The following is a 22,248-nucleotide window of genomic DNA, read 5'->3' on the forward strand; positions in this document are numbered from 1 at the left end:
GTAGCCGAGGTAAGGCACTTTAGAATAACCAGCCAGCAAACCAATCTCACCATATGTGCCCCGGCGCGGGATGTTGACCAACGTTCGGCCCAAATGTAAGGGCGGGGGTTGCCAGAGTCGGGCGGGCGCCTCCGACCCCACAGCCCAGGAAAGGGGAGTGCCGGACGGTTGGGTTCGGCTGCCGGAATGCCGAGCGGCCGGCTGCCTAACTTGCAGGCTTGTCAGGCAAACAAGGTTGGTTGGCCGGCTCAATTATTTGGATTTTATGAAAGCAAGCGGTTTGCAAGCCTCGTCCCGCGCGGGGTTGCTGGCGGTACTTCTGGCGGGGGCGGTGTTGGTGGGGGCGTTTTTCTGGTTTGTGCTGCTGGCGCCCAACGACTACTATTTCGGCCTGGGCGATGGCGTGCAGGCCTACTTCACCACCAGCTACTACGCTCGCTACGGTGCCTGGGCGCACTTCAGCGGCATGAACTACCCCGAGGGCGACCACATCAACTACACCAACATGCAGCCGCTGCTGGCCGGAACCATGCGACTGCTGGAGCTCATTGGCCTGCCGGTAGCCACCTACACGGTGGGCATCACCAACCTGCTGGCCTTGCTGGGGCTGGCCCTGGCACCGGGGCCCTTGTATTTGCTGTTGCGCCGCTCCAGGCTGCCAGCCTGGTACGCGGGCATTACCGCACTTCTGATTGCTTTTCTCTCGCCGCAGGTGCTGCGCTTCAGCGCCCACCTGGCCCTGAGCTACGTGGTGTTCTTTCCGTGGCTGTGGTACTGCATCGTGCGCATGCAGGACGAGCCGCGGGCGGCGCGCTGGTACACGATTTTTGCCGTCAGCCTAACCCTGATGGGATTTATTGTTCCGTATTACGTGGCCCTGGGCAGCCTCTTTCTGCTCGGGCACGTGTTGCTGCTGGTGCTCTGGCAGCGCCGGCTGGGGCCGTTGGCGTGGCGCATGGCGGTGGCGGCCATTGTGCCCTTGCTGATAATGCAGGGCTGGCTCTGGCTCACCGATTCGGTGACTGACCGCCCGGCCAACCCCTACGGCCTGCTGGTGTACAAGGCCACGCTCACGAGTGTTTTCCTGCCGGTGCTGGCGCCCCTGCAGCCGCTCTGGAGCCGCGTGGTGCCGCTGGAAATGGCGGAAGGGGAGGGCTGGTCCTACGTGGGGCTGGCTACTACCATCACGCTGGTGGTGTCGGGGCTGCTGGCGCTGGCCGCGCTGGTGGTGCGGCGGCAGCGGGCCGCCTTCGTGCAGTGCTGGGCGGCGGTGCCCGTGCATCTGCGCACCGGCTTGTGGGCCGCCACCTTGCTGCTGCTCTTCTCGTTCGCCATTCCCTTCCGGTGGGAGTCGTTTGCCTGGCTCACCGACCACGCCGGGCCTATCAAGCAGTTCCGGGCGTTGGGGCGGTTCGCGTGGCCTTTTTACTATGTGGGCGGCTGCTACGCGGCGTATTGCCTGTACACGGTGTGGGAGAGACAGGTGCGGCGCGGGGCCCCGCGCTGGCAGCTGGTCTGGCTACCGCTGGTGTTGTTGGGCTGGGCCGGCGAGGCGTGGATAAACGTCGACTTCCGCGCCAGCATGATACGCGACCTGACCGGCGCCTCCAGCCTGCTGGATAAAGATGCCAGCATCAGCCAGCAGCTTTCGTGGGTGAACCGGCGGCCCCAGGAATTTCAGGCCATCCTCTCGCTTCCGTATTTCATCCTCGGCACCGATAAATTGAGCCTGAACGGCTCCGAAGGGTCTTTTTATCAAAGCTATAACACAGCTTTCGTGACGGGCCTGCCGCTGCTGGCCAACCACACCACCCGGGCTTCGGCCGGGGCGGCGCTGCGTCACATCCAGCTGCTGAGCAGCCCGCTGCTGCCCAAGGAGCTGCTGGCCCATCTGCCTTCCGCTAAACCGTTCCTGGTAGTGGTGGGCAATGGGCCCCTGTCGCCCGCCGAGCAGCGCATCACGGCCATGGCAAAGCTCCTCTATGCGGGGGCAGAAGGCGCGCTGTATGAGCTGCCGGTAGCCGCCCTGGTCGCCACCACACAGGCTGCCGAACGGGCGCAAGCGGCTAAACTGCTACCCAACTTGCCCGTGCGCTCCGGCGGCCTGCGCTGCACTACTCCCAAAGGCGTGCTGCTGCGCACCTTCGATGACGGCGCCAACCGCAGCGGGCACTTGGCCGCAGGCGCTTTCTACGAGGCCGCGCCAAAGTATTCGGTGCTGTACGACGGTCCCGTGCCCATGCCAGCCGACACCGGGAATTACGAAGTTTCGGTGTGGATAAACGGTAAAACGGCTTACGGCCTGGGCAGTATGCTGGTGCGCCAGTACGTGGGCGACCAGGTGGTGGACCAGCAGGGCGCAGGCGCCTCGGGCATGACCGAAGTCGACGGCGACTGGCTGAGGTGGCGCTGCCCGTGCGGATGCGCCCCGGGGTTTCGCGGCTGGAGGTGATGTACGAAGGCCGGGACGTGCTGGCCGACGACCTGCTCATTCGGCCGCTCGACACCGACGTGTATTATTATGCCCGGCCCGGCCAGGTAGAAAGCCTGAGCAAAAACACTTACCCGCTTTATCCTGCCTCGCCGCGGTAATGAGACAGATGCCTATAAGCGAACCGACGGCCTGAGCCGGAAGAAAACCAACCGGAAAAACGGAAGCGGGAAACGGGCATTTCCGTCCCGGCAGCCCGTTCGATTGCCTACTTTTGAAGCATGGACCTGACCTACGAAGCCAAATACCATCAGGCTCGAAGAAGAACACTGGTGGTTTGCCAGCCGGCGCGACGCGGTATACGACCTGATTGCAGGGCTCAACCTGCCGGCCTCGGCGGCGATTCTGGAAATTGGCTGCTCGGGTGGCCCGCTGCTGCAGCGCCTACGGGCGGCCGGCTACACCGACCTCACGGGCATCGACGTAAGCGCGCCGGCAATTGAGCTGGCCGTGGCCCGGGGCGTGCCCAACGTGTCGGTGATGGACGGCGCGGCCCTGGAGTTCGCCACCGCCCGGTTTGATGTGGTGATTGCCTCCGATGTGCTCGAGCACATTGAGGATGAGGCCAAAGCCCTGAGCGAGTGGAACCGGGTGCTCAAGCCGGGCGGGCAGCTCCTGGTCTTTGTCCCGGCCCACGCCTACCTCTGGAGCGAGCACGACGTGGTGAACCACCACTTCCGCCGCTATTCCCGCCAAGGGCTGGTGGCGGCACTTGCGCGGGCCGGGTTGCGCGTCCGGCGCAGGCTCGTTCTGGAACGCGGGCATGTTCTTCCCCACGGCCGCGCTGCGGGTGGGCCGGCGCCTGCTTTCCGGGTCGCCCTCCTCCGAAATCAAGCCCGGCGCTACCGGCGACCTGCACCATTTTGCCGGCCCGGCCAATAGCTTGCTATTGAGCTGGGTAAAGCTGGAAAACCGCTTGCTGCGGCGCTTCAACCTCCCGCTGGGGGTGAGCGTGTTTGCCCTGGCCCAAAAGCCGGCCTGATTCCCTGCTCCTTTTTCATCTGCCTAACCCAATCCGCGTGGACCTGTCCGTCATCATTCCCATCTACAACGAGGAAAGCAACATCGGTGAGCTGTACCGCCGCCTGCTGAGCGTGCTTGAGCCGATGACGCTGCCCGGGGATTTGAGTTGATTTTCATCAACGACGGCTCGCGCGACCAATCCCTGCCGCTGTTGCTGGCCCTGGCCGCCCGCGACTCGCGGGTGCGCTACATCGACTTCAGCCGCAACTTCGGCCACCAGATTGCCGTGACGGCCGGCCTGGACCGGGCTGCCGGCCAGGCCGTGGTCATCATCGACGCCGACCTGCAGGACCCGCCCGAGCTCATCCCCCGGCTGTATCAGAAGATGCACGAGGGCTACGAGGTGGTGTACGCCAAGCGCCGGTCGCGCCAGGGCGACAGCGCCGCCAAGAAGCTTACGGCCCGCTTGTTTTACCGCCTGCTGGCCAGCATCACGCGCATTTCGATACCCGTCGACACGGGAGACTTCCGCATTATCTCGCGCAAAGTGGTGGAGGGGCTGCGGCTCATGCCGGAGCAGAACAAGTTCATCCGGGGCCAGATTTCCTGGATTGGCTACCGGCAGACGTTTGTGGAATATGACCGGGCCGAGCGGGCCGGGGGCGAAACCGGCTACACCTACCGCAAAATGATTCGCCTGGCGCTCGATGGCATCACGGCGTTTTCCGATGTGCCTCTAAAAGCGGCCACCCTCGGGGGCTTCTTTGTGTCCGGCCTGGCTTTTATGGTGGGCTTGTACACGCTCTACTCCCGGTTTGTGACCCACGACTACGAGCCCGGCTGGCCTTCGCTCATGGTGAGCATCCTGTTTTTGGGCGGGGTGCAACTCATTTCGGTGGGCATCATCGGCGAGTACCTGGCCCGCTTGTCGGCCAACGTGCGCCAGCGCCCGCTCTACCTGATTTCGGACACCAACATCCCGGCCGTACCATCTCCAACTCAGCCGGGGCAGCCCGTAAGAGCAACCGAAGTGGGTCACTTGCAATAGCCGCCGGCCAGAGGTGCCATCCGGCCTGTCCATTGGAAAGCATTGCACGAAAGGTGGGCCTTATGGGCAGCAGTTGGGCCAGTCCCTGGTGTTCCTATGTTGCTAACAGAAGGCCTACTTTTGGAGCCTTAGCGCCAGAGCTCAACTTCCATGCTACGCATCCAAAACTACGTCAACGGCCGCCTGGTGCCGCCCCGCTCCGGCCGCTACCTCGATAATATTGAGCCAGCCACCGGCCAGGTCTACGGACAGATTCCGGATTCTGACGCGGCCGACGTAGCCGCCGCCGTGGCTGCTGCCGAAGCCGCGCTGCCGGCCTGGCGCGCTCTGGCTGTAGAGGAGCGCGGCCGCATCTTGGTCAAAATCGCCGACCTGATAGACGCTAACCTGGAGCGCCTGGCCCAGGCCGAAAGCCAGGACAACGGCAAGCCCTCAGCCTGGCCCGCTCGATGGATATCCCCCGCGCGGCCTCCAATTTTCACTTTTTGGCACTGCCGCCGAACATTTTGCCACCGAGGCGCACATGCAGGAAGGCGTGGCTCTGAACTACACCGTGCGCCATCCCATCGGCGTAGTGGGCTGCATCTCGCCCTGGAACCTGCCGCTGTATCTATTTACCTGGAAGATTGCGCCGGCCCTGGCCGTGGGCTGCTGCGTGGTGGCCAAGCCCTCGGAAATCACGCCGGCCACGGCCTTTTTGCTGAGCGAGCTGTGCATGGAAGCCGGCCTGCCGGCAGGCGTGCTCAATATTGTGCACGGCACCGGGCCGGGCTGCGGGCAGGCCATTGTGGAGCATCCGGGCATCAAGGCCATCAGCTTCACAGGGGGCACGGCCACGGGGCGCCACCTGGCCCGCACGGCCGCGCCCATGTTCAAGAAATTGAGCCTGGAGCTGGGCGGCAAGAACCCCAACCTCGTTTTTGCCGACTGCGACCTGGCCGCTGCCGTGGCCACCAGCATCCGCAGCAGCTTCGCCAATCAGGGCCAGATATGCTTGTGCGGCTCCCGGATTTTTATTGAGCGCCCAGTGTATGAGGCGTTCAAGGCCGAATTCCTCCAGCAGGCTCGAGGCCCAAAAGATAGGCGACCCGCTGGAGCCGGACACCAAACAAGGGGCCTTGGTTAGCGAAGCGCACCTGCACAAAGTATTGGGCTACATTCAACTGGCTCACGAAGAAGGCGGCCGTCTCCTGGCCGGCGGAAAGCGCGTGACAGTGCCCGGCCGCTGCGCCGAGGGCTATTTTCTGGAGCCCACCGTCTTTGAAAACCTGCCCCCCAACTGCCGCACCAACCAAGAAGAAATCTTTGGGCCCGTGGTTACGCTCACACCCTTCGACACCGAAGAAGAAGCTGTAGCCTGGGCCAACTGCACCGACTACGGCCTATCGGCCACCATCTGGACCCAGAACCTGAACCGGGCCCACCGCGTGGCTCAATCCCTGCACAGCGGCATCGTGTGGGTGAATACCTGGCTGCACCGCGACCTGCGCACGCCCTTTGGCGGCATGAAGAACTCCGGCGTCGGTCGCGAGGGCGGGCTGGAAGCGCTGCGCTTCTTCACGGAGGCCCAGAACGTGTGTGTGAAGCTTTAGCTCAACGAGGCCGGGGTTAAAAACCAACCCCCGCGTACACCTCGGCCAGCGGCACTTGGCAGCTTATGCTACTCAACTCAAGCACCGTGCTCAGGTCCCGGGTTTCGGTGAGCACCCAGCGGCCCAGTTCATCCCGGGTGAATAATTCGGCATGAATCTCCTGGGATTCCAGAATCAGGTATTGCTGCAGGCTCGGAATCTGGCGGTAAAACATGAACTTCTGCCCCCGGTCGTTATTGGCCGTTGAGGGCGAAAGCACCTCCACTAGCAGCGTGGGGTTCAGCAGCGTATCAAATGTTTTTTCTTCGTTGAATACCGGCGGGCCGCACACCACCGTCAGGTCGGGGTACACGTAGGCGCTGCCGCTCAGAATCTGCAGACGCTGGTCGCTACCCACCACGGTGCAGCTTTTCCCGCGCAGGCTGGCTGTATAGCTCTCCCGTCAAATTCGCGCAAATGAGGTTGTGCGCGTAGCCGGCGCCCGCCATAGCGCGGATTTCGCCGTCGAAATACTCGTGTTTCTGCTCGGCCTCGCGCTCCAGCCGCAGGTACTCAGCGGGCGTGAGATGGGCGGTAGGTTCGGTTTGGAAAGCAGACTGGCCCATAATGCAAGCGGAATAAGGGGTTTACCCAAAAGTACGAAGTCAACCCCGTCCGTCGGCTTACCTTTGCAGGCCCAACCATTCGCCTGCCCCGCATGCCCCATCCCACTGCCGATTACTATGCCCATCCCACGGCCGTCCTCGACGAGGGCTGCCAGATAGGCGCCGGCAGCCGTATATGGCACTTTTGCCACATCTGCGCCGGGGCTGATATCGGCGAGCAGTGCAATCTGGGCCAGAACATCTTCGTGGCCGACGGCGTGACTCTGGGCCGCAACGTGAAAGTGCAGAACAACGTGAGCCTTTACGGGGGCGTGGTCTGCGAAGACGACGTCTTTATTGGGCCGTCGGTGGTGTTTACCAACGTGAAAAACCCGCGCAGCGCCGTGCCGCGCAAAGGCGCCGGGCAGTACCAAACCACCTATCTGGAACAGGGCGTGACCGTTGGAGCCAACGCGACCATCGTTTGTGGCGTAAGGCTGGGGCGCTATGCGTTTGTGGGAGCGGGCAGCGTCGTCACGCACGACGTTCCAGCTTATGCCCTCGTATACGGCACGCCCGCCCGGCCGCAAGGTTGGATGAGTGCGTATGGACACCGCCTGAACTTCGATGCCACCCGCCGCGCTACCTGCCCCGAGAGCGGCGAAACCTATGAACTAAGCCCCGACAAAAAAACGGTTCGGCCGGTAACGCGGGCAAGCAATAAGTTGCCGAAAATCAGCAACTAAACTCTGTAAATTAGCAACTGACTACTCAAGTGTACGACCAACTATTGCGCAAAGAGGCCACCCTGGCCGTCATCGGCCTCGGCTATGTGGGCTTGCCCATCGCCCTCGAGTTTGCCAAACAACTCAAGGTTATTGGCTTCGATATCAACGCGGGCCGCGTGGCCCAGATGAAGCAATGCATCGACCCCAGCGGGGAATTAGAAAAAAGATTTCGAGGGCTGCGACATCACCTTCACTGATTCGCTGGAGGTGCTGCGCCAGGCCCAATTCTACATTGTGGCCGTGCCCACGCCCATCGACGAGCACGCCCAGCCCGACCTGAAGCCCCTGCTGGGGGCATCGTCGTCGGTGGGCAAGGTGCTCAAGAAGGGCGACTACGTGGTGTTTGAAAGCACCGTGTACCCCGGCTGCACCGAAGAAGACTGCATTCCGGTAATGGAGCGCCACTCGGGGCTGAAATTCCCGACCGATTTCAAGGTGGGCTACTCGCCCGAGCGCATCAACCCCGGCGACAAGGAGCACACGCTGCGACGCATCGTGAAGGTGGTGTCCGGCAATGACCAGGAAGCCCTCGACACCATCGCCAAAGTCTACGAGCTGGTGGTAGACGCCGGCGTGCACCGCGCCAGCAGCATCCGGGTGGCTGAGGCCGCCAAAATCATCGAAAACACCCAGCGCGACGTCAACATTGCCTTGATGAACGAGCTGTCGATGATTTTTGACCGCATGAGCATCAACACCTACGAGGTGCTGGAGGCGGCTGGGACGAAGTGGAATTTCCTGAAATTCTCGCCCGGCCTGGTCGGTGGGCACTGCATCGGTGTGGACCCGTACTACCTGACCTACAAGGCCAAAGAGTTGGGCTACGATGCCAAGGTTATCCTGAGCGGCCGCACCACCAACGACAACATGGGTGCCTACATCGCTCGTAAGACGGTGCAGATGATGATTAAAAAGGGCAAAGACGTGGCCCGCAGCCGCGTACTGGTGATGGGCGCCACCTTTAAGGAGAACGTGGAAGACATCCGCAACTCCAAGGTGGCCGACGTTATCCAGGAGCTGAAAAACTTTTCGGTGAACGTAGACATCGTTGACCCGCACGCCGACTCTGACGAACTGCACCACGAGTACGGCTTCCGCCTCACGCTCAACGACGACATGCGCCAGGACTACGACGCCGTAATCGTGGCCGTGGGCCACCTGCCCTACGCCGACAAAGACGAAGCCTTCTTCCAGTCCATCACCTCCGACAACGCCGTACTGGTCGACATCAAGGGCCTGTACCGCGGCAAAATGAAGGAGCTGCAGTACTGGAGCCTATAATTTTTAGCTGGTAGCCATTAGCTGCTAGCTGTTAGCCTCCGTTGGGGCAGCAGCTAGGAAAGCTAATAGCTAACAGCTCTCAGCTAATAGCTTATGAAAAAATTCTTGTTACCGGCGGCGCCGGCTACATCGGTTCCCATGCTGTAGTGGAGCTGTACCAGGCCGGCTACCAGCCGGTTATCGTTGATAATTTCAGCAACTCGGAGGAGTCGGCGCTGCAGGGCATCGAATCCATTATCGGCACGTCCGTGCCCGTCTACCGCGTGGATTGCGCCGATGAATCGGCCCTGCGCGGGGTGTTTGCTGCCGAGCCCAACATTGCCGGGGTTATTCACTTTGCGGCATTCAAGGCCGTGGGCGAATCGGTGCAGAAGCCGCTGGCATATTTCAAGAACAACGTGGGCTCGCTGCTGGCCCTGCTCGCGGTAATGCCCGAGTTTGGCGTTGAAAATCTGGTGTTCTCTTCGTCCTGCACGGTGTATGGCATCCCCGATGCGCTGCCCGTGACGGAGGCCACGCCCACCAAGCCGGCGTCGTCACCCTACGGCCGCACCAAGCAGATGTGCGAAGACATCATGCACGATGTATCGGCGGCTCCGGATAACAAGCTGCGCACCATTCTGCTGCGCTACTTCAACCCCATTGGTGCCCACGACTCGGCCAAAATCGGCGAGCTGCCGCTGGGCGTGCCTAACAACCTCGTGCCGTTCATTACTCAGACGGCGGCCGGTATTCGGGAAAAACTTACCATTAACGGTAACGATTACGACACGCCCGACGGCACCAACATCCGCGACTACATCCACGTGGTCGATTTGGCCAAGTCGCACGTAGTAGCCGTACAGCGCCTGCTGGACCACAAAGCCACCGAAACCGTGGAAACCTTCAATGTGGGCACGGGGCACGGCAACTCAGTGCTGGAAGTAGTGCAGACTTTTGAGCGGGTAACCGGCCAGAAGCTCAACTACAGCATTGGCCCGCGCCGCCCCGGCGACGTGCCCGCCATCTACGCGGATGCGACCAAGGCTGAGCAGGTTTTGGGCTTCAAAACCGAAACTTCCCTGGCTGATTCGTTGGCCAGCGCCTGGAAATGGCAGCAGGCCTTGGCCGACAAGAAATAACCAGACCGTCATGCTGAGCTTACTGAACCGAAGGTCGCCGCAGGCAAGCATCTCTGCTGCGTAAGTAACTAATTACTAATGCACGCGAGATGCCTCGGCTTCGCTCGGCATGACAAACAATAAAACACCATGAAAATCCTCATCACTGGCGGCGCCGGCTTCATTGGCTCCCACGTCGTTCGGCTCTTTGTTACCAAGTACCCGGACTACCAGATTCTTAACCTTGATGCGTTGACCTACGCCGGCAACCTGGAAAACCTGCGTGATATCGAAGGTGCGGCCAACTACCGCTTCATCAAAGGAGATATTTCCGACCAGTCGTTTATTGACCAGCTATTTGCCAACGAGGAGCCCGACGCGGTGATTCACCTCGCGGCCGAGTCGCACGTCGACCGCAGCATCACCGACCCGATGGCGTTTGTGAAAACCAACGTCATCGGCACCGTGAATCTACTCAACGCGGCCCGCCACCTGTGGCAGCCCGGCGGCTACGACGGCCACGTGTTCTACCACGTGAGCACCGACGAAGTGTACGGCTCGCTGGATTTCGGCCCCGAGATGTTCACCGAAGAGACGGCCTACGACCCCCGTTCGCCCTACTCCGCCTCGAAAGCCAGCTCCGACCATTTCGTGCGCGCCTGGCACCACACCTACGGCCTGCCCATCAAGGTGAGCAACTGCTCGAACAACTACGGGCCCAACCACTTCCCCGAAAAGCTGATTCCGCTGGCCATTCACCGGCTGCGTACCGGCCAGCCGGTGCCCGTGTACGGCAAAGGCGAAAACGTGCGCGACTGGCTGTTTGTGAAAGACCACGCTACGGCCATCGACGCGGTGTTCCACAAAGGCAAAAACGGTGACACCTACAACATCGGCGGCGTGAACGAGTGGCAGAATCTCAAGCTGATTGAGCTGCTTTGCGACGTAGTGGACGAGAAAACCGGCCAAGCGCAGGGCACCTCCCGCAAGCTCATCAAGTTTGTGACGGACCGTGCCGGCCACGACATGCGCTATGCCATCGATTCATCTAAAATCATGAACGAGTTGGGCTGGAAGCCCAGCGTCACCTTCGAGCAGGGCCTGGCCCAAACCGTGGACTGGTACCTCGCCAACGAAGACTGGCTGAACAGTGTGACCAGCGGCGCGTACCAGGAGTACAACCAAAAGCAATACGCGGACCGCTAACGCTGCGCTTAATGAGGAGTGAAGAATGAGGAATGAGGAATTCCTGGTCTGTCACTCCTCATTCTTCACTCCTCATTCTTAATTAAACGAAGTGTACGAAACCCCTTTTCACGAGCGGCCGCTCGACAATCTTACTTTTCTGGTGACTGGCGGCGCGGGCTTCATTGGCTCGAACATCGTGGAGTACCTGCTGAAATACGGCGTTAAGAAGGTGCGCACGCTGGACAACTACTCCAACGGCTTCCGCAAAAACCTGGCGCTGTTTGCCGATAACCCGGCCCTGGAAATCATGGATGGCGACATCCGCGACGCGGCGGTTTGCGCGGCTGCCTGCGCCGGGGTTGATGTGGTATTGCATGAAGCCGCTCTGGGCTCCGTGCCGCGCTCCATCAAGGACCCGGTGCTGACCAACGACGTGAACGTGGGCGGCTTTGTGCAGATGCTCACCGCTGCCAAAGACGCGGGCGTGAAGCGCTTCGTGTACGCAGCCAGCAGCAGCACTTACGGCGACCACCCCGGCTTGCCCAAGGTGGAAGACCGCATCGGCAAGCCGCTCTCGCCCTACGCCGTTACCAAATATGCCAACGAGCTGTACGCCGACGTGTTCGGCCGCACCTACGGTATGGAAATCATCGGCCTGCGCTACTTCAACATCTTCGGTCCACGCCAGGACCCAGGCGGAGCTTATGCGGCGGTAATTCCGCTGTTTATCGATGCCATCCTGCGAAACCAGCCGCCCACGCTCAACGGCGACGGCGGCCAGACCCGCGACTTCACCTTCGTGGAAAACTGCGTGCAGGCCAACATCCGCGCGGCGCTGGTGCAGCGACCCGAGGCATTGAACCAAGTGTACAACATTGCCGTGGGCGACCGGACTTCGCTGGTGGAGATGTACGACATCCTGCGCGAAGAAGCGGGCTCCGACCTAGCCCCCAAGTTCGGTCCCGACCGGGCCGGCGACATCCGCGACTCGCTGGCAGATATTTCCAAGGCCAACAACCTTTTGGGCTACGAGCCGCAGATTCGCATTCGCGAAGGCCTGCGCCAGACCTTGGACTGGTTCAAGGCCAACCAAGAGTTTATCACCGAGCGCAACTAATCGTTTGTCATGCTGACGCAGGAAGCATCTTATCACGGCGGCCTTTGTCAGAAATACCAATCCATGCGGTGCGAGCGTGATAAGATGTTTCGCTCCGCTCAACATGACAGTCCCTCATGAAAGGAATTATTCTTGCCGGCGGCTCCGGCACCCGTTTGCACCCGCTCACGCTGGCCGTGAGCAAGCAGCTCATGCCGGTGTACGACAAGCCGATGATTTACTACCCGCTGTCGATTCTGCTGATGGCAGGCATTCGGGAAGTCTTGATTATCACCACGCCCCACGACCAGGCGCAGTTTCAGAAGCTACTCGGCGATGGCAAGAACCTGGGCTGTGACTTCCAGTACGCAGTGCAGGAAGTGCCCAACGGCCTGGCCCAGGCCTTCGTGATTGGCGCCGATTTCATCGGGAACGATAAAGTGGCTCTGGTACTCGGCGACAACATCTTCTACGGGGCTGGCCTGGAAGAGCTGCTGAAGTCCAACAGCGACCCAACGGGCGGCGTGGTGTTTGCCTACCACGTCCTCGACCCCGAGCGCTACGGCGTGGTGGAGTTCGACGGCGACAAGAAGGCCTTGAGCATCGAGGAAAAGCCCGCGCAGCCTAAGAGCAACTACGCGGTGCCCGGCCTGTATTTCTACGACAACGACGTTATTGAAATCGCCAAGAACTTGGAGATGAGCCCGCGCGGCGAATACGAAATCACCGACGTGAACCGCGAGTACCTGCGGCGCGGCACGCTGAAAGTTGGTATTCTCGGCCGCGGCACGGCCTGGCTCGACACGGGCACATTTGAGAGCCTGATGCAGGCCGGCGAGTTTGTGCGGGTGATTGAGCAGCGCCAGGGCCTGAAGGTGGGCGCCATTGAAGAAATTGCCTACCGCCAAGGCTTCATCGACGCCGACCAGCTTCGGGCCATTGCGGCGCCGCTGCGTAAAAGCGGCTACGGCGATTACCTGATGCACCTGCCCGAGCAATTGGTGATGGCCGAGTAAGGATATTGCGCTTGAAATAAAAAACGCCCCGCAGCACCGTTGCGGGGCGTTTTTTATTTTAGTTAGTTGAGCCAGCCCCGTCCATTGCCAGCAAGTCAGGACGGTGATTGGGCTGGACGCTAGGCTTTGGCGCGCATGGAAAATTGAGCTAAAATCGGTACTGGCGAGCCGTACCTTGCGGCCCGATTCTAGTCGGTATGGCCGGGCAATTGCTTTCGTTTTTAGGCAACTTTTTCGGCGCTGTCGACCTTATAAAACATTACTCATCTACCGAAAATACGCCCTTACATGGCTAAAGCGAGAACTGTCTTTTTCTGTCAATCCTGCGGTGCTCAATCGGCGAAATGGATAGGGCGCTGCCCGGCGTGCGGGGAGTGGAATACCTACGTTGAGGAAGTGGTGCAGAAGGAAACCGTGGCCACAACCACCGGGCAGTGGAAGCCCGCCAGCACCGTACCCGGCGGCAACCTCACCAAAGCGGCAAAGTCGGTGCCGCTCGGCGACATTCTGGCCGAAGACGAGCCGCGCATCATCACTCCGGACGGTGAGCTGAACCGTGTGCTCGGCGGTGGCCTCGTGCCGGGCTCGATTGTGCTGATTGGTGGCGAGCCGGGCATCGGCAAAAGCACGCTCATGCTCCAGATTGCCCTAAGCCTGCGGCAGATGAAGGTGCTGTATGTGAGCGGGGAAGAAAGCGAGGCCCAGATAAAAATGCGCGCCGAGCGCTTGGCCGACGGCCAGCACCCGGGCTGCTACATCCTCACCGAGACGAACACCCAGAACATCTTCCGGCAGATTGACCAGGTTCAGCCCAACATCCTGGTCATCGACTCCATCCAGACCATGCATTCCACGCTGGTGGAAAGCGGGGCCGGGAGCGTGAGCCAGGTACGCGAGTGCACGGCCGAGTTCCTGAAGTTTGCCAAGGAAACCAGCACACCGGTTTTGCTTATCGGCCACATCACCAAGGATGGCAGCATAGCGGGCCCCAAAATCCTGGAGCACATGGTGGATACCGTGCTGCAGTTTGAAGGTGACCGGCACATGAGCTACCGCATTCTGCGCACCACCAAAAACCGTTTCGGCAGTACCTCGGAGCTGGGCATTTACGAGATGCAGGGCGATGGCCTGCGGCAGGTGAGCAACCCCAGCGAAATCTTGCTCTCCCAGCGCGGCGAAAGCCTGAGCGGCATGGCCATCGGGGCCACGCTCGAAGGCAACCGCCCGCTGCTGGTGGAAGTGCAGGCCCTCGTCACGCCGTCCACCTACGGCACGCCGCAGCGCAGCAGCACGGGTTTCGACGCCAAGCGCCTGCAGATGCTGCTGGCCGTGCTGGAAAAGCGCGCCGGCCTGCGTCTTGGCCAGCACGACGTGTTCCTGAACATTGCCGGCGGCCTGCGCCTCGACGACCCCGCCCTCGACATGGCCGTGTGCGCGGCGGTGGTTTCTTCGCTCAACGACCTGCCGATTCCTGGCAATGTGTGCCTGGCCGCCGAAGTCGGATTGAGCGGCGAAATTCGGGCCGTTTCGCGCCTCGACCAGCGCTTAGCCGAAGCCGAAAAATTAGGATTTCAGGAAATGTACGTTTCCCAGTTCAATGGTAAAGGGCTGGACCTCGCGCGCTTTGGCTTAAAAGTGCAGGCCGTGAGCCGACTCGACGAAGTACTGAACGGGTTATTCGGCTAAACGAAAAGCATGCTGATAATCAGCCCATGTAAACATCGCTAGATAGCGGTTGGGCCGCGGCGAAGCACGGCCGCCACACAAATGATGAAGGACTGATTTGGATTTTATAAATCAAAAAGCCTTATCTTCGGTTGGCTGATTGGCTTTTACCGCGAATTGTTTAGGTAACCGCCCTCGGCGATATGGGTTTTTGGTCAGTTGTCGGCGGTCGGTAGCGGTCGTCCGCCGCTAGTTTTTTGTGATATGATATCCTCTTTCATCACCCGTACGCGCTGCTTGCTGGGCACGGCGCTCCTGCTGGTGCCGGTGCTTGGCCAGGCGCAGAGCAAGCCGGCTCCCGCGGGCAGCACGGTGCAGCGCAAGGCCGCCCCGGCGGCTAAAACGCAACCCCGCAAGGCCGCGGCCAAAACGGTGCAACGCAAACCCGCTCCGGTTGCGAAAGCGGTGGCGCCTTCGGAAACGGTGACCGCCGATACGGTGGTGCCGGCTGCCAAAGTACCCGCCGGCATTACGACGGCGCCCGCAACGCCCGTTGCCGCACCCGCCCCGGTTGCTGCCAAGCCATTCGTGGCCAAGCCCACCGGCACGGCCATCCTCACCGGCCGCGTAAGTGGGGCCACTACCGATTCGGTTGGCGTCACGCTGCGTGAAAATCCGCTCGACCCGAAGGAAAAGCTCATCCGCGTGCCCCTCAGTGAGAAAGGCGATTTCAAGCTGGTCATCCCCGTGTACGGCTCCACCAAAGCCGACCTGGTGTACGGCGATGACGTGGCCCCGCTGTACCTGGATGCCGGCACCGACATGGACGTGCGCTTTAAAGGCGACGATATGTCGGGTACGTTGCGATTTAAGCCCAACGATGTGCCCACCGGCCTGGCCACCAAGCTGCGCAACCGCACGAACCTGAGCGAGGAGCAGCGCCACCGCCAGCAAGCCGCCAACGCCAACAACTACCTGGTAGAAGCCGACGCCCAGTTTGTGGAAAACGACGGCTTCCAGGTGTTGCCCGACAACATTCAGCTCTACGAAGCGCCCTTCCTGTCGTTTCTGGAGTACCGGCGCAAGCACCACTGGAGTTTCTGGAAGACCACGCGGCCAAGCAGTCGTTTACGCAGGACTTCTACAACTACGCCCACGCCGAGGTGATATATGCGTACGCCAACGACCGGCTGACCTTCCAGGACCTGCGCGAGCAGGTGGTGAACACCGAGGGCCGCCTTAAAATGGAGCCCAACTACTACAACTTCCTGCGCGAGCCGGGCCTGATAAACGAGCCCACTGCCGTGCAAAGCGAGCTGTACCACGAATTTCTGCTCAACTACGTGCACTTTGCCGTGGCGCAGGACAAGCACCTGCGCACCGACCCGGACTTCTACCCGGCCTCTTATGCGCTGGCCAGCAAGAAGCTCACGGGCCCGACCCGCGCCATCATTCTGGGCCGCGTGCTGCAGGAATCCTTCCGGTTTGGGCACGTGAAGCAGTCGGCGGCCATGCTGGCGGACTTCCGCAACTACGACCCCAAGAACCAGTTCTACCCCACGCTGCAGAGCGATTTCGACCAGCACAAGAGCTTCGCCATTGGCGCGCCGGCGCCCGACTTTAAGCTGGCCACGGCCACGGGCGACACCGTGAGCCTGCACGACTTTGCCGGCAAGCTGGTGTATCTCAACTTCTGGAAGACCACCAACGGCTTGTGCCTGCGCGACTTGGCGTATGCCCAGGAACTGATTCGCAAGTTTGAAGGCAAGAACATTACCTTCATCAACATCGCGCTGGACGAGAACGAGCAAGCCTGGAAGCAGCTAGTGACGGTGAAAAAACTGCCCGGCGTGCAAGTGCGCGTGCCCGGCGGGGGCCTGCGCTCGGCCGTGGCCAGTGCCTACGCGCTGCAGGAAGTGCCCACGTACATGCTGGTCGGTGAAGATGGTACGTTCCTCAACACCAAGCCCAAACGCTTGAGCAGCCGCGCCGCCATCGACGAAATCAACCAGTCGTTTGGCAAGGCCAGCACCTACACCAGCGCCATCGATTTTCCAGCTACCAAGAAATAGCGCGTCGGCCGCGACGCAACCTAAGTAGCGCGAACTTTGTAGTTCGCTTCCCCGCGCCGTTGAGCTACTCACGCGGCCTAAGGAAGCGAACTACAATGTTCGCGCTACTGCTTTTACCCAGCTCCTATGTCCTCGTTCGCCGACGGCCTCAACGTCTTATCCAAAGCCACGCCGCTCCGCGTCTGGAACGCTGTCCAAATCACGGGCTCCTACATTCTGAGCAAGCTCACCGGCAAGGCCCGGCTGCGGGGGCTGCCCATGGCCCTGAGCTTTGAGCCCACCACCGCCTGCAACCTGCGCTGCCCGGAGTGCCCCAGCGGGCTGCGCTCCTTTACCCGACCCACGGGCATGCTGCCGGCCGATTTATTTAAGAAAACCATCGACGAGGTGGCCAGCCGGCTGTGGTACCTGATTTTCTACTTTCAGGGCGAGCCGTACCTGCACCCGCAGTTTCTGGAGCTGGTGAAGTACGCCGCCGACAAAGGCATTTACACGGCCACCAGCACCAACGCGCATTACCTCAACGACGAGAATGCCCGCCGCACCGTAGAGAGCGGCCTTGACCGCCTTATCATCTCGCTCGACGGCACCACCCAGGAGGTGTACCAGCAATACCGCGTGGGCGGCAAACTGGAGAAGGTGCTCGAAGGCACTCGCAACGTAGTGAAGTGGCGCAAGGAGCTCGGCTCGAGCACGCCGCGCATCATCTTCCAGTTTCTGGTGGTGCGGCCCAACGAGCACCAGATTGACGACGCCAAGCAGCTGGCCGAGGCTCTGGGCGTAGACGACGTGTGGTTCAAAACAGCTCAGATTTACGACCACACGCACGGCTCCCCGCTCATCCCTACCATCGACTACTACTCGCGCTACCAGAACAACGGCAACGGTACCTGGAGCCTCAAAAATGCCCTGCTCAACCACTGCTGGAAGATGTGGCACTCCTGCGTCATCACCTGGGATGGCCTGGTGGTGCCCTGCTGCTTCGACAAAGACGCCGAGTACCGCCAGGGCGACCTCAAAACCGAGACCTTCCGCCAGCTCTGGCGGGGCCCCAAATACCGGCAGTTTCGCAGCACCTTGCTCAAAGGGCGCGACCAGATTGAGATGTGCCGCAACTGCTCGGAAGGTACCAAAGTGTGGGGCTGAGGTCAGTGACTTAATGAAGAATGGATAATGCAGAATGAGGAGTGAAGAATTGGTCGTTGGACTAATTCTTCACTCCTCATTCTGCATTATCCATTAAGCCGAAGGCGTCCTACTTGTGGCCCTTCGTCAGGTTTTTGCCCAGGTCTTCCACCTGTTTCAAGAAGTCCAGCGTGTCCGAATCGGCATAGGTGCCGTAGGCGGAGGCGATGGTGCCCTTCACACCGTCCTTGGCTTCCAGGGCGTAGAGGATGGACATGTCGTCGGGGTCGCTCTCGCCTTCGAAGCGGTAAAAGTCTACGATGGTAACCTCGTCGGCTGCGTAGCTTTTATTTGAATCGCTGCCAATGGTTTGCAGGCGGCCGTCCACGACGTTAAAATCCTGCGTGAAGCCACGCTTGTTGAGTTCGTTTTCAACGTTCACGAGTGAGCGTTCTTCTTCTTTGTCCTGCATGGCGGTTAGTGTTTTGGAGAGTGAAAGCGCAGGGGGCGGTGCTAACGCAGCCCGCCCCCGCTTTGGCTATACGAAGCCGGGGCGGGGGCGGGTTATATGGGCGACTACAAAGAAGTGGCGAGGCTAGCGCTTGGCCTGCGCGGCAGCGCGCGCTTCGATGGTGCGCTGCAGCTGGTCTACGTCGAGGGTGCCGCAGGCTCCGCCGCAACCCTTGGCGCAGCCCGCCGCCGTCTTGCTGAAAAAGGCCCGCCAAAAGATGCGGCCGACATAAAAAGCCGCCGCCACAAACAAGGCAGCAATCAGAAAATACTGAACTTCGACGGAGGTGAGAGCAAGCAGGAGCATGATGGGTAAACTGCGCTGGCGAGAGAATAGTTTGCTGGGAAGTTGAGCTGAAATTACTTGTAAAGCAGGGCCCGGCTATTGCCAGAACTCGCGAATGGTCTGCTGCATCTCGGCGTGCACGGCCCCGTTGCTGGCCACTATTTCGCGGCCGAACAGCGGGTCGCCGTCTTCCAGGAACTGGGTGACGTGCCCGCCCGCCTCGCGCACCAGCAGGATGCCGGCGGCCACGTCGTAGGAGTTGAGGTTGAACTCAAAAAGCCCTCGTTGCGGCCGGCGGCCACGTAAGCCAAATCCACGGCAGCGGAACCCAGGCGGCGCACGCCGTGGGTGCGGCTCATGAAGGCGCCCAGCACCTGGAGATAAGTGTCCATCCTGCCAAAGTCCTTGTAAGGAAAGCCCGTGGCGATGAGCGAGCCGTTGAGCTCTGCAATGTCTGTCACGCGGATGGGCCGGTCGTTGCAAAATGCCCCGCCTCCGCGCACGGCCCGAAAGCTCTCGTCTCGGTTTACTTCGTGCACCACGCCCAGCACCAGGTCTTTGCCGTGCAACAGGGCCACGCTGATGGAGTACACCGGCAGGCCGTGCACGAAGTTGGTGGTGCCGTCGAGTGGGTCAATTATCCAAGTGAACTCCTCGGTGTGGGTGTCGGGGCCGGCGGTGCCTTCTTCCGTAATAAATCCGGCCTCGGGCAGCAGCTCGCGCAGGCCGGCCACCAGCCTGCGCTCGGTTTCCTGGTCCACGTAGCTCACCAGGTCGTGCACGCCTTTGTGCTCAATTTTGGCGCGGTCGAACGTAGACGCTTCCTGGCGGATGAACAGGGCCGTGTTGCGGCACAAGGCCGCGAGGGCGAGGGAAAGCTCGGTGAAATTGGTTGGCATAGAAGGCTAGAAAGTGAACGGTGGGCTGCTGCTTGGATAGGAGGGAAGCGGCAGGTTTATTGAGCCAGATGCTTTTTGCGCCAGCCCACCGCCAGCGCCACCAGCAGCAGGAGCACCGCCAGTATCTGGGTGCCTTGCCCAATCAGCTCGCCGTAGCGCGCGTAAAACGTTACCTCGTCGTTGAGGTGCACAGTGCCGCGGCTGGCAGTGGGCACCCAGGCCGGCTCAACCTGCGTGATTTCGCCTTTTTGGTTGATGAAGCCGGTGAAGCCCGTGTTAGCGGAGCGGGCCAGGTCGCGCCGCGTTTCGATGCAGCGCAGGGCGCCCAGGCGCAGCAGGCGGCGGTAGCCGGGCGAGTCGTGCCACCACGCGTCGTTGGTGATGACGCTGAGCAGTGTGGCCCCGTTGCGGGCGTATTTGGCCACAAAATCGCCGTAAATGGACTCGTAGCAGATAACCGGCGCCACCCGCAGCGCCGGCACGCTGGGGTGCGCCGGATACACGGTGCGCTCGGCCTGGCTGCCCACGCTGCCCACCGTGCCGCCCAAGTCGATGTGTGAGACAATGGAAACCAGCAGGGGCGGCACCTTCTCGACGCCGGGCACCAGGCGCGACTTGTGGTAGAAGGCAATGGGCGCGGTGGCGTCGGCGAAATAGGCCCCGGTGTTGAAAACGTCGTAATAGCCCAGGTCGTCACGGTAGCGGGCGGTTTCGCTGGCGGCTTCCTTGTTGGGGTAAGAGTCGATGGTGGTGATGCCCGTGAGCAGCGCCACGCCCGGGTGCCGGGCCAGCCACTCGCGGATGCGCCGGATTTTGGGGTTGCTTTCAATCGTGTTTTCCCAGTACGATTCTTCCAGCGCCGTTTCGGGCCACATCACCAGGCGCGTCTGCGGCGTGAGCTTCTGCTCCGATAGCGCCAAAAGCCGCGTTAGCTGCTCGTCGTACGGGACGAATTTGGCTCCACCTTCAAACTTCTCCACGTAAGGGTCCAGGTTGGGCTGCACCACGATAACCTCGGTCGTAGGACCTTTTTCCTGGTAGGTAGCTCCAATCAGGTAAGACAAACCGATGGGCAGCAGAATGGCCAGAGCGGGAATAACGAAGGGCCCACGCGCAAAAGCAGGCCCAGCTATGATTGACCGCCGGTCAGGACCTGAATTTTTGCCCAGATTCTCCTGCCCCCGTGTAGAAGCCGCCAAAGCAGGAATTCTTTTCAGCAACTCGTGAAAGAGGAGCAGATTCACAACCCAAACCCACACCGAGCCGCCCAGGAAGCCCGTGTACTCGTACCACTGCACCCACTGCGGTGCGGCCTCGAAGCCATTGCCCAGCGTGAGCCAGGGCCAGGTGAGGTCCCAGGTCAGGTGTAGCTGCTCGAAGGCAATCCAGAACACGGGCAGCGACAGGTAGCCAATGCGGTTGCCTAGGCGCTTCTTGGTCTGCCGGAAGGCCATGAGTGGCAAACACATGAGCAGGGCGTTTAGCACCACGGCGGCAATGCCAGCCGTGAGCTCGGCGTAGCTGACCCACCACGTGGTGACGGCGTTCCAGAGCACCAGAAAAAGATACGTGTAGGCAAACACGCGCCGCTTGCGGGCACCTTGCCGCGTGAGCTGCCGCTCCATGAGCAGGTACGGCACCCAGCCGATGAACAGCAGCAGCGAGAGCGGCGCCGAGGGCTGCGGCGGCCAGCCGCCCCAGAGCAGTAAGCCGCTGAGTACGGCCAGCACCGCCGGGCGCGGCAGCTTAGTCTTCGCTGTCGGCGTCGTCTTCGGGGCGGCGGTAGCGGTCTTCGCGGCCGGGGCGGGGCTCGCGGGCGGGCGGGGCAAGATTTCCTTCGACGACAACGACAATTTCTCCTTTGATAGTGGGACGGGCCGCAAAGTCAGCCTCGAGGCTGGCCAGCGTGCCGGTCACGGTTTCTTCAAATAATTTGGTCAATTCGCGGCTGACGGAGGCCGGCCGCTCGGGGCCCAGCACCTCGGCCAGGCTGGCCCAGCGTTTTCACGATACGGTGCGGGGATTCGTAAAAAATCATGGTTCGGGTTTCGGCCGTCAGCTCCCGCAAGCGCGTCTGCCGACCTTTTTCACCGGCAAGAAGCCTTCGAATGTGAACCGCTCGGCCCCAAAGCCCGACTTGAGCAAGGCCGGTACAAAGGCCGTGGGGCCGGGCAGGCACTCCACGCCCAGGCCCTGCGCCAGGCACTCGCGCACCAACAGAAACCCCGGGTCGGAAATTCCGGGCGTGCCGGCGTCCGAAATCAGGGCCATGGTTTCGCCCTTGGCCAGGCGCTCGAGCAGGCGGGGCACTTGCTGGTGCTCGTTGTGCAGGTGGTAGGAGAGCAGAGGCTTCTTCAGGCCCAGGTGCTGCATCAGGCGGCCGCTGGTGCGGGTGTCTTCGCACAGCACCGTGCCCACTTCGCCCAGGATGCGGATGGCCCGCAGGGTGATGTCTTCCAGATTGCCAATAGGCGTGGGCACGAGGTAAAGGACCGTGTTGGGCATAAGGCAAAGGTAGACGCTGCGCTTAATGAAGAATGAGGA

General features: G+C 61.2%; 25 protein-coding genes and 2 pseudogenes. 19 read left to right on the forward strand and 8 right to left on the reverse strand.

Annotation, left to right across the window (positions count from 1 at the left end; genetic code table 11):
• Positions 1-265: 265 nt before the first annotated feature.
• The 8 genes and pseudogenes from ACFQT0_RS04550 (at position 266) to ACFQT0_RS04585 (ending at position 6,094) form a co-directional block, all read left to right on the forward strand.
• Entirely contained in the window at positions 266-2,452 is a 2,187-nt protein-coding gene (locus tag ACFQT0_RS04550; RefSeq protein ID WP_380200749.1) for a hypothetical protein, read from the forward strand.
• On the forward strand, positions 2,452-2,592 hold the full coding sequence (locus ACFQT0_RS04555) for a hypothetical protein (RefSeq protein ID WP_380200751.1): 141 nt from the start codon (positions 2,452-2,454) through the stop codon (positions 2,590-2,592). Before ACFQT0_RS04550 ends, ACFQT0_RS04555 begins: the two co-directional genes overlap by 1 nt.
• Positions 2,593-2,712: 120 nt before the next feature.
• Positions 2,713-2,934: a hypothetical protein gene (locus ACFQT0_RS04560; RefSeq protein ID WP_380200753.1), complete on the forward strand. Its 222-nt coding sequence runs from the start codon at positions 2,713-2,715 to the stop codon at positions 2,932-2,934.
• The gene (locus ACFQT0_RS04565; protein WP_380205911.1) at positions 2,867-3,373 is read left to right on the forward strand and encodes a class I SAM-dependent methyltransferase; all 507 of its coding nucleotides are present in this window, start codon (positions 2,867-2,869) and stop codon (positions 3,371-3,373) included. Before ACFQT0_RS04560 ends, ACFQT0_RS04565 begins: the two co-directional genes overlap by 68 nt.
• Positions 3,374-3,620: 247 nt before the next feature.
• On the forward strand, positions 3,621-4,502 hold the full coding sequence (locus ACFQT0_RS04570) for a glycosyltransferase family 2 protein (RefSeq protein ID WP_380200755.1): 882 nt from the start codon (positions 3,621-3,623) through the stop codon (positions 4,500-4,502).
• Between the two features lie 150 nt (positions 4,503-4,652).
• A pseudogene (locus ACFQT0_RS04575) lies at positions 4,653-4,880 on the forward strand (aldehyde dehydrogenase family protein); the annotation flags it as partial.
• A gap of 145 nt (positions 4,881-5,025) precedes the next feature.
• A complete protein-coding gene (locus ACFQT0_RS04580; RefSeq protein ID WP_380200757.1) occupies positions 5,026-5,628 on the forward strand; it encodes an aldehyde dehydrogenase family protein in 603 nt (200 codons plus the stop codon).
• On the forward strand, positions 5,534-6,094 hold the full coding sequence (locus ACFQT0_RS04585; protein WP_380200759.1) for an aldehyde dehydrogenase family protein: 561 nt from the start codon (positions 5,534-5,536) through the stop codon (positions 6,092-6,094). Before ACFQT0_RS04580 ends, ACFQT0_RS04585 begins: the two co-directional genes overlap by 95 nt.
• Positions 6,095-6,110: 16 nt before the next feature.
• On the opposite strand, the gene ACFQT0_RS04590 is transcribed toward ACFQT0_RS04585, so the two are convergent.
• Entirely contained in the window at positions 6,111-6,494 is a 384-nt protein-coding gene (locus ACFQT0_RS04590; protein ID WP_380200761.1) for a Uma2 family endonuclease, read from the reverse strand.
• Positions 6,484-6,699, reverse strand: a complete 216-nt coding sequence (locus ACFQT0_RS04595; protein WP_380200763.1) for a Uma2 family endonuclease — start codon at positions 6,697-6,699, stop codon at positions 6,484-6,486. Before ACFQT0_RS04595 ends, ACFQT0_RS04590 begins: the two co-directional genes overlap by 11 nt.
• 92 nt (positions 6,700-6,791) lie before the next feature.
• On the opposite strand from ACFQT0_RS04595, the gene ACFQT0_RS04600 reads away from it, so the two are divergent.
• The 11 genes from ACFQT0_RS04600 to ACFQT0_RS04650 all read left to right on the forward strand — a co-directional run bounded on the left by ACFQT0_RS04600 (position 6,792) and on the right by ACFQT0_RS04650 (position 18,030).
• The gene (locus ACFQT0_RS04600; RefSeq protein ID WP_380200765.1) at positions 6,792-7,424 is read left to right on the forward strand and encodes an acyltransferase; all 633 of its coding nucleotides are present in this window, start codon (positions 6,792-6,794) and stop codon (positions 7,422-7,424) included.
• A 29-nt stretch (positions 7,425-7,453) separates the two neighbouring features.
• Entirely contained in the window at positions 7,454-7,663 is a 210-nt protein-coding gene (locus ACFQT0_RS04605; protein ID WP_380200767.1) for a hypothetical protein, read from the forward strand.
• A gap of 10 nt (positions 7,664-7,673) precedes the next feature.
• Positions 7,674-8,747, forward strand: coding sequence for a nucleotide sugar dehydrogenase (locus ACFQT0_RS04610; protein ID WP_380200769.1), 1,074 nt, complete (start codon positions 7,674-7,676; stop codon positions 8,745-8,747).
• A gap of 86 nt (positions 8,748-8,833) precedes the next feature.
• The gene (gene galE / locus ACFQT0_RS04615; RefSeq protein ID WP_380205912.1) at positions 8,834-9,868 is read left to right on the forward strand and encodes a UDP-glucose 4-epimerase GalE; all 1,035 of its coding nucleotides are present in this window, start codon (positions 8,834-8,836) and stop codon (positions 9,866-9,868) included.
• Between the two features lie 129 nt (positions 9,869-9,997).
• Entirely contained in the window at positions 9,998-11,053 is a 1,056-nt protein-coding gene (gene rfbB, locus ACFQT0_RS04620; protein WP_380200771.1) for a dTDP-glucose 4,6-dehydratase, read from the forward strand.
• Between the two features lie 91 nt (positions 11,054-11,144).
• Entirely contained in the window at positions 11,145-12,152 is a 1,008-nt protein-coding gene (locus ACFQT0_RS04625; RefSeq protein WP_380200773.1) for an SDR family oxidoreductase, read from the forward strand.
• A gap of 116 nt (positions 12,153-12,268) precedes the next feature.
• Positions 12,269-13,147 (forward strand): glucose-1-phosphate thymidylyltransferase RfbA, encoded by an 879-nt coding sequence (gene rfbA, locus ACFQT0_RS04630; protein ID WP_380200775.1) that lies wholly within the window; start codon positions 12,269-12,271, stop codon positions 13,145-13,147.
• Positions 13,148-13,435: 288 nt separating this feature from the next.
• Positions 13,436-14,833 (forward strand): DNA repair protein RadA, encoded by a 1,398-nt coding sequence (gene radA / locus ACFQT0_RS04635; protein ID WP_380200777.1) that lies wholly within the window; start codon positions 13,436-13,438, stop codon positions 14,831-14,833.
• Between the two features lie 243 nt (positions 14,834-15,076).
• Positions 15,077-15,979 (forward strand): hypothetical protein, encoded by a 903-nt coding sequence (locus ACFQT0_RS04640; RefSeq protein ID WP_380200779.1) that lies wholly within the window; start codon positions 15,077-15,079, stop codon positions 15,977-15,979.
• Positions 15,976-16,884, forward strand: coding sequence for a TlpA family protein disulfide reductase (locus ACFQT0_RS04645; RefSeq protein WP_380200781.1), 909 nt, complete (start codon positions 15,976-15,978; stop codon positions 16,882-16,884). Before ACFQT0_RS04640 ends, ACFQT0_RS04645 begins: the two co-directional genes overlap by 4 nt.
• Positions 16,885-17,010: 126 nt before the next feature.
• Positions 17,011-18,030 (forward strand): SPASM domain-containing protein, encoded by a 1,020-nt coding sequence (locus tag ACFQT0_RS04650; protein WP_380200783.1) that lies wholly within the window; start codon positions 17,011-17,013, stop codon positions 18,028-18,030.
• 109 nt (positions 18,031-18,139) lie between these two features.
• Here the strand turns inward: ACFQT0_RS04650 and ACFQT0_RS04655 are convergent, their stop codons facing one another.
• The 6 genes and pseudogenes from ACFQT0_RS04655 to rsmI form a co-directional block, all read right to left on the reverse strand.
• On the reverse strand, positions 18,140-18,481 hold the full coding sequence (locus ACFQT0_RS04655; RefSeq protein WP_380200785.1) for a hypothetical protein: 342 nt from the start codon (positions 18,479-18,481) through the stop codon (positions 18,140-18,142).
• Positions 18,482-18,604: 123 nt separating this feature from the next.
• Positions 18,605-18,826: a hypothetical protein gene (locus ACFQT0_RS04660; RefSeq protein WP_380200787.1), complete on the reverse strand. Its 222-nt coding sequence runs from the start codon at positions 18,824-18,826 to the stop codon at positions 18,605-18,607.
• 75 nt (positions 18,827-18,901) lie between these two features.
• Positions 18,902-19,704 (reverse strand): annotated as a pseudogene (locus ACFQT0_RS04665) (inositol monophosphatase family protein).
• Between the two features lie 56 nt (positions 19,705-19,760).
• Complete coding sequence (gene lnt, locus ACFQT0_RS04670) at positions 19,761-21,434, reverse strand: apolipoprotein N-acyltransferase (protein WP_380200789.1); 1,674 nt, start codon at positions 21,432-21,434, stop codon at positions 19,761-19,763.
• A gap of 16 nt (positions 21,435-21,450) precedes the next feature.
• Positions 21,451-21,684 carry a hypothetical protein gene (locus ACFQT0_RS04675; protein ID WP_380200791.1) on the reverse strand — a complete coding sequence of 78 codons (234 nt, stop codon included), beginning with the start codon at positions 21,682-21,684 and terminating at the stop codon, positions 21,451-21,453.
• A gap of 75 nt (positions 21,685-21,759) precedes the next feature.
• Complete coding sequence (rsmI, locus tag ACFQT0_RS04680; protein ID WP_380200793.1) at positions 21,760-22,209, reverse strand: 16S rRNA (cytidine(1402)-2'-O)-methyltransferase; 450 nt, start codon at positions 22,207-22,209, stop codon at positions 21,760-21,762.
• Between the last annotated feature and the right edge of the window lie 39 nt (positions 22,210-22,248).

The sequence above is a fragment of the Hymenobacter humi genome (genome assembly GCF_042665855.1).
In the GTDB taxonomy this organism is placed as follows: Bacteria; Bacteroidota; Bacteroidia; order Cytophagales; family Hymenobacteraceae; genus Hymenobacter; species Hymenobacter humi.

Excerpts from the sequence above, each read along its gene's own strand:
- rfbA (WP_380200775.1), top strand. The coding sequence starts at position 12,269 with ATGAAAGGAATTATTCTTGCCGGCGGCTCCGGCACCCGTTTGCACCCG.
- ACFQT0_RS04600 (WP_380200765.1), top strand. The coding sequence starts at position 6,792 with ATGCCCCATCCCACTGCCGATTACTATGCCCATCCCACGGCCGTCCTC.
- ACFQT0_RS04650 (WP_380200783.1), top strand. The coding sequence starts at position 17,011 with ATGTCCTCGTTCGCCGACGGCCTCAACGTCTTATCCAAAGCCACGCCG.
- ACFQT0_RS04660 (WP_380200787.1), bottom strand. The coding sequence starts at position 18,826 with ATGCTCCTGCTTGCTCTCACCTCCGTCGAAGTTCAGTATTTTCTGATT.
- radA (WP_380200777.1), top strand. The coding sequence starts at position 13,436 with ATGGCTAAAGCGAGAACTGTCTTTTTCTGTCAATCCTGCGGTGCTCAA.
- ACFQT0_RS04595 (WP_380200763.1), bottom strand. The coding sequence starts at position 6,699 with ATGGGCCAGTCTGCTTTCCAAACCGAACCTACCGCCCATCTCACGCCC.
- ACFQT0_RS04550 (WP_380200749.1), top strand. The coding sequence starts at position 266 with ATGAAAGCAAGCGGTTTGCAAGCCTCGTCCCGCGCGGGGTTGCTGGCG.
- ACFQT0_RS04640 (WP_380200779.1), top strand. The coding sequence starts at position 15,077 with ATGATATCCTCTTTCATCACCCGTACGCGCTGCTTGCTGGGCACGGCG.
- ACFQT0_RS04655 (WP_380200785.1), bottom strand. The coding sequence starts at position 18,481 with ATGCAGGACAAAGAAGAAGAACGCTCACTCGTGAACGTTGAAAACGAA.
- rsmI (WP_380200793.1), bottom strand. The coding sequence starts at position 22,209 with ATGCCCAACACGGTCCTTTACCTCGTGCCCACGCCTATTGGCAATCTG.
- ACFQT0_RS04585 (WP_380200759.1), top strand. The coding sequence starts at position 5,534 with ATGAGGCGTTCAAGGCCGAATTCCTCCAGCAGGCTCGAGGCCCAAAAG.
- ACFQT0_RS04560 (WP_380200753.1), top strand. The coding sequence starts at position 2,713 with ATGGACCTGACCTACGAAGCCAAATACCATCAGGCTCGAAGAAGAACA.
- ACFQT0_RS04555 (WP_380200751.1), top strand. The coding sequence starts at position 2,452 with ATGTACGAAGGCCGGGACGTGCTGGCCGACGACCTGCTCATTCGGCCG.
- ACFQT0_RS04580 (WP_380200757.1), top strand. The coding sequence starts at position 5,026 with ATGCAGGAAGGCGTGGCTCTGAACTACACCGTGCGCCATCCCATCGGC.
- rfbB (WP_380200771.1), top strand. The coding sequence starts at position 9,998 with ATGAAAATCCTCATCACTGGCGGCGCCGGCTTCATTGGCTCCCACGTC.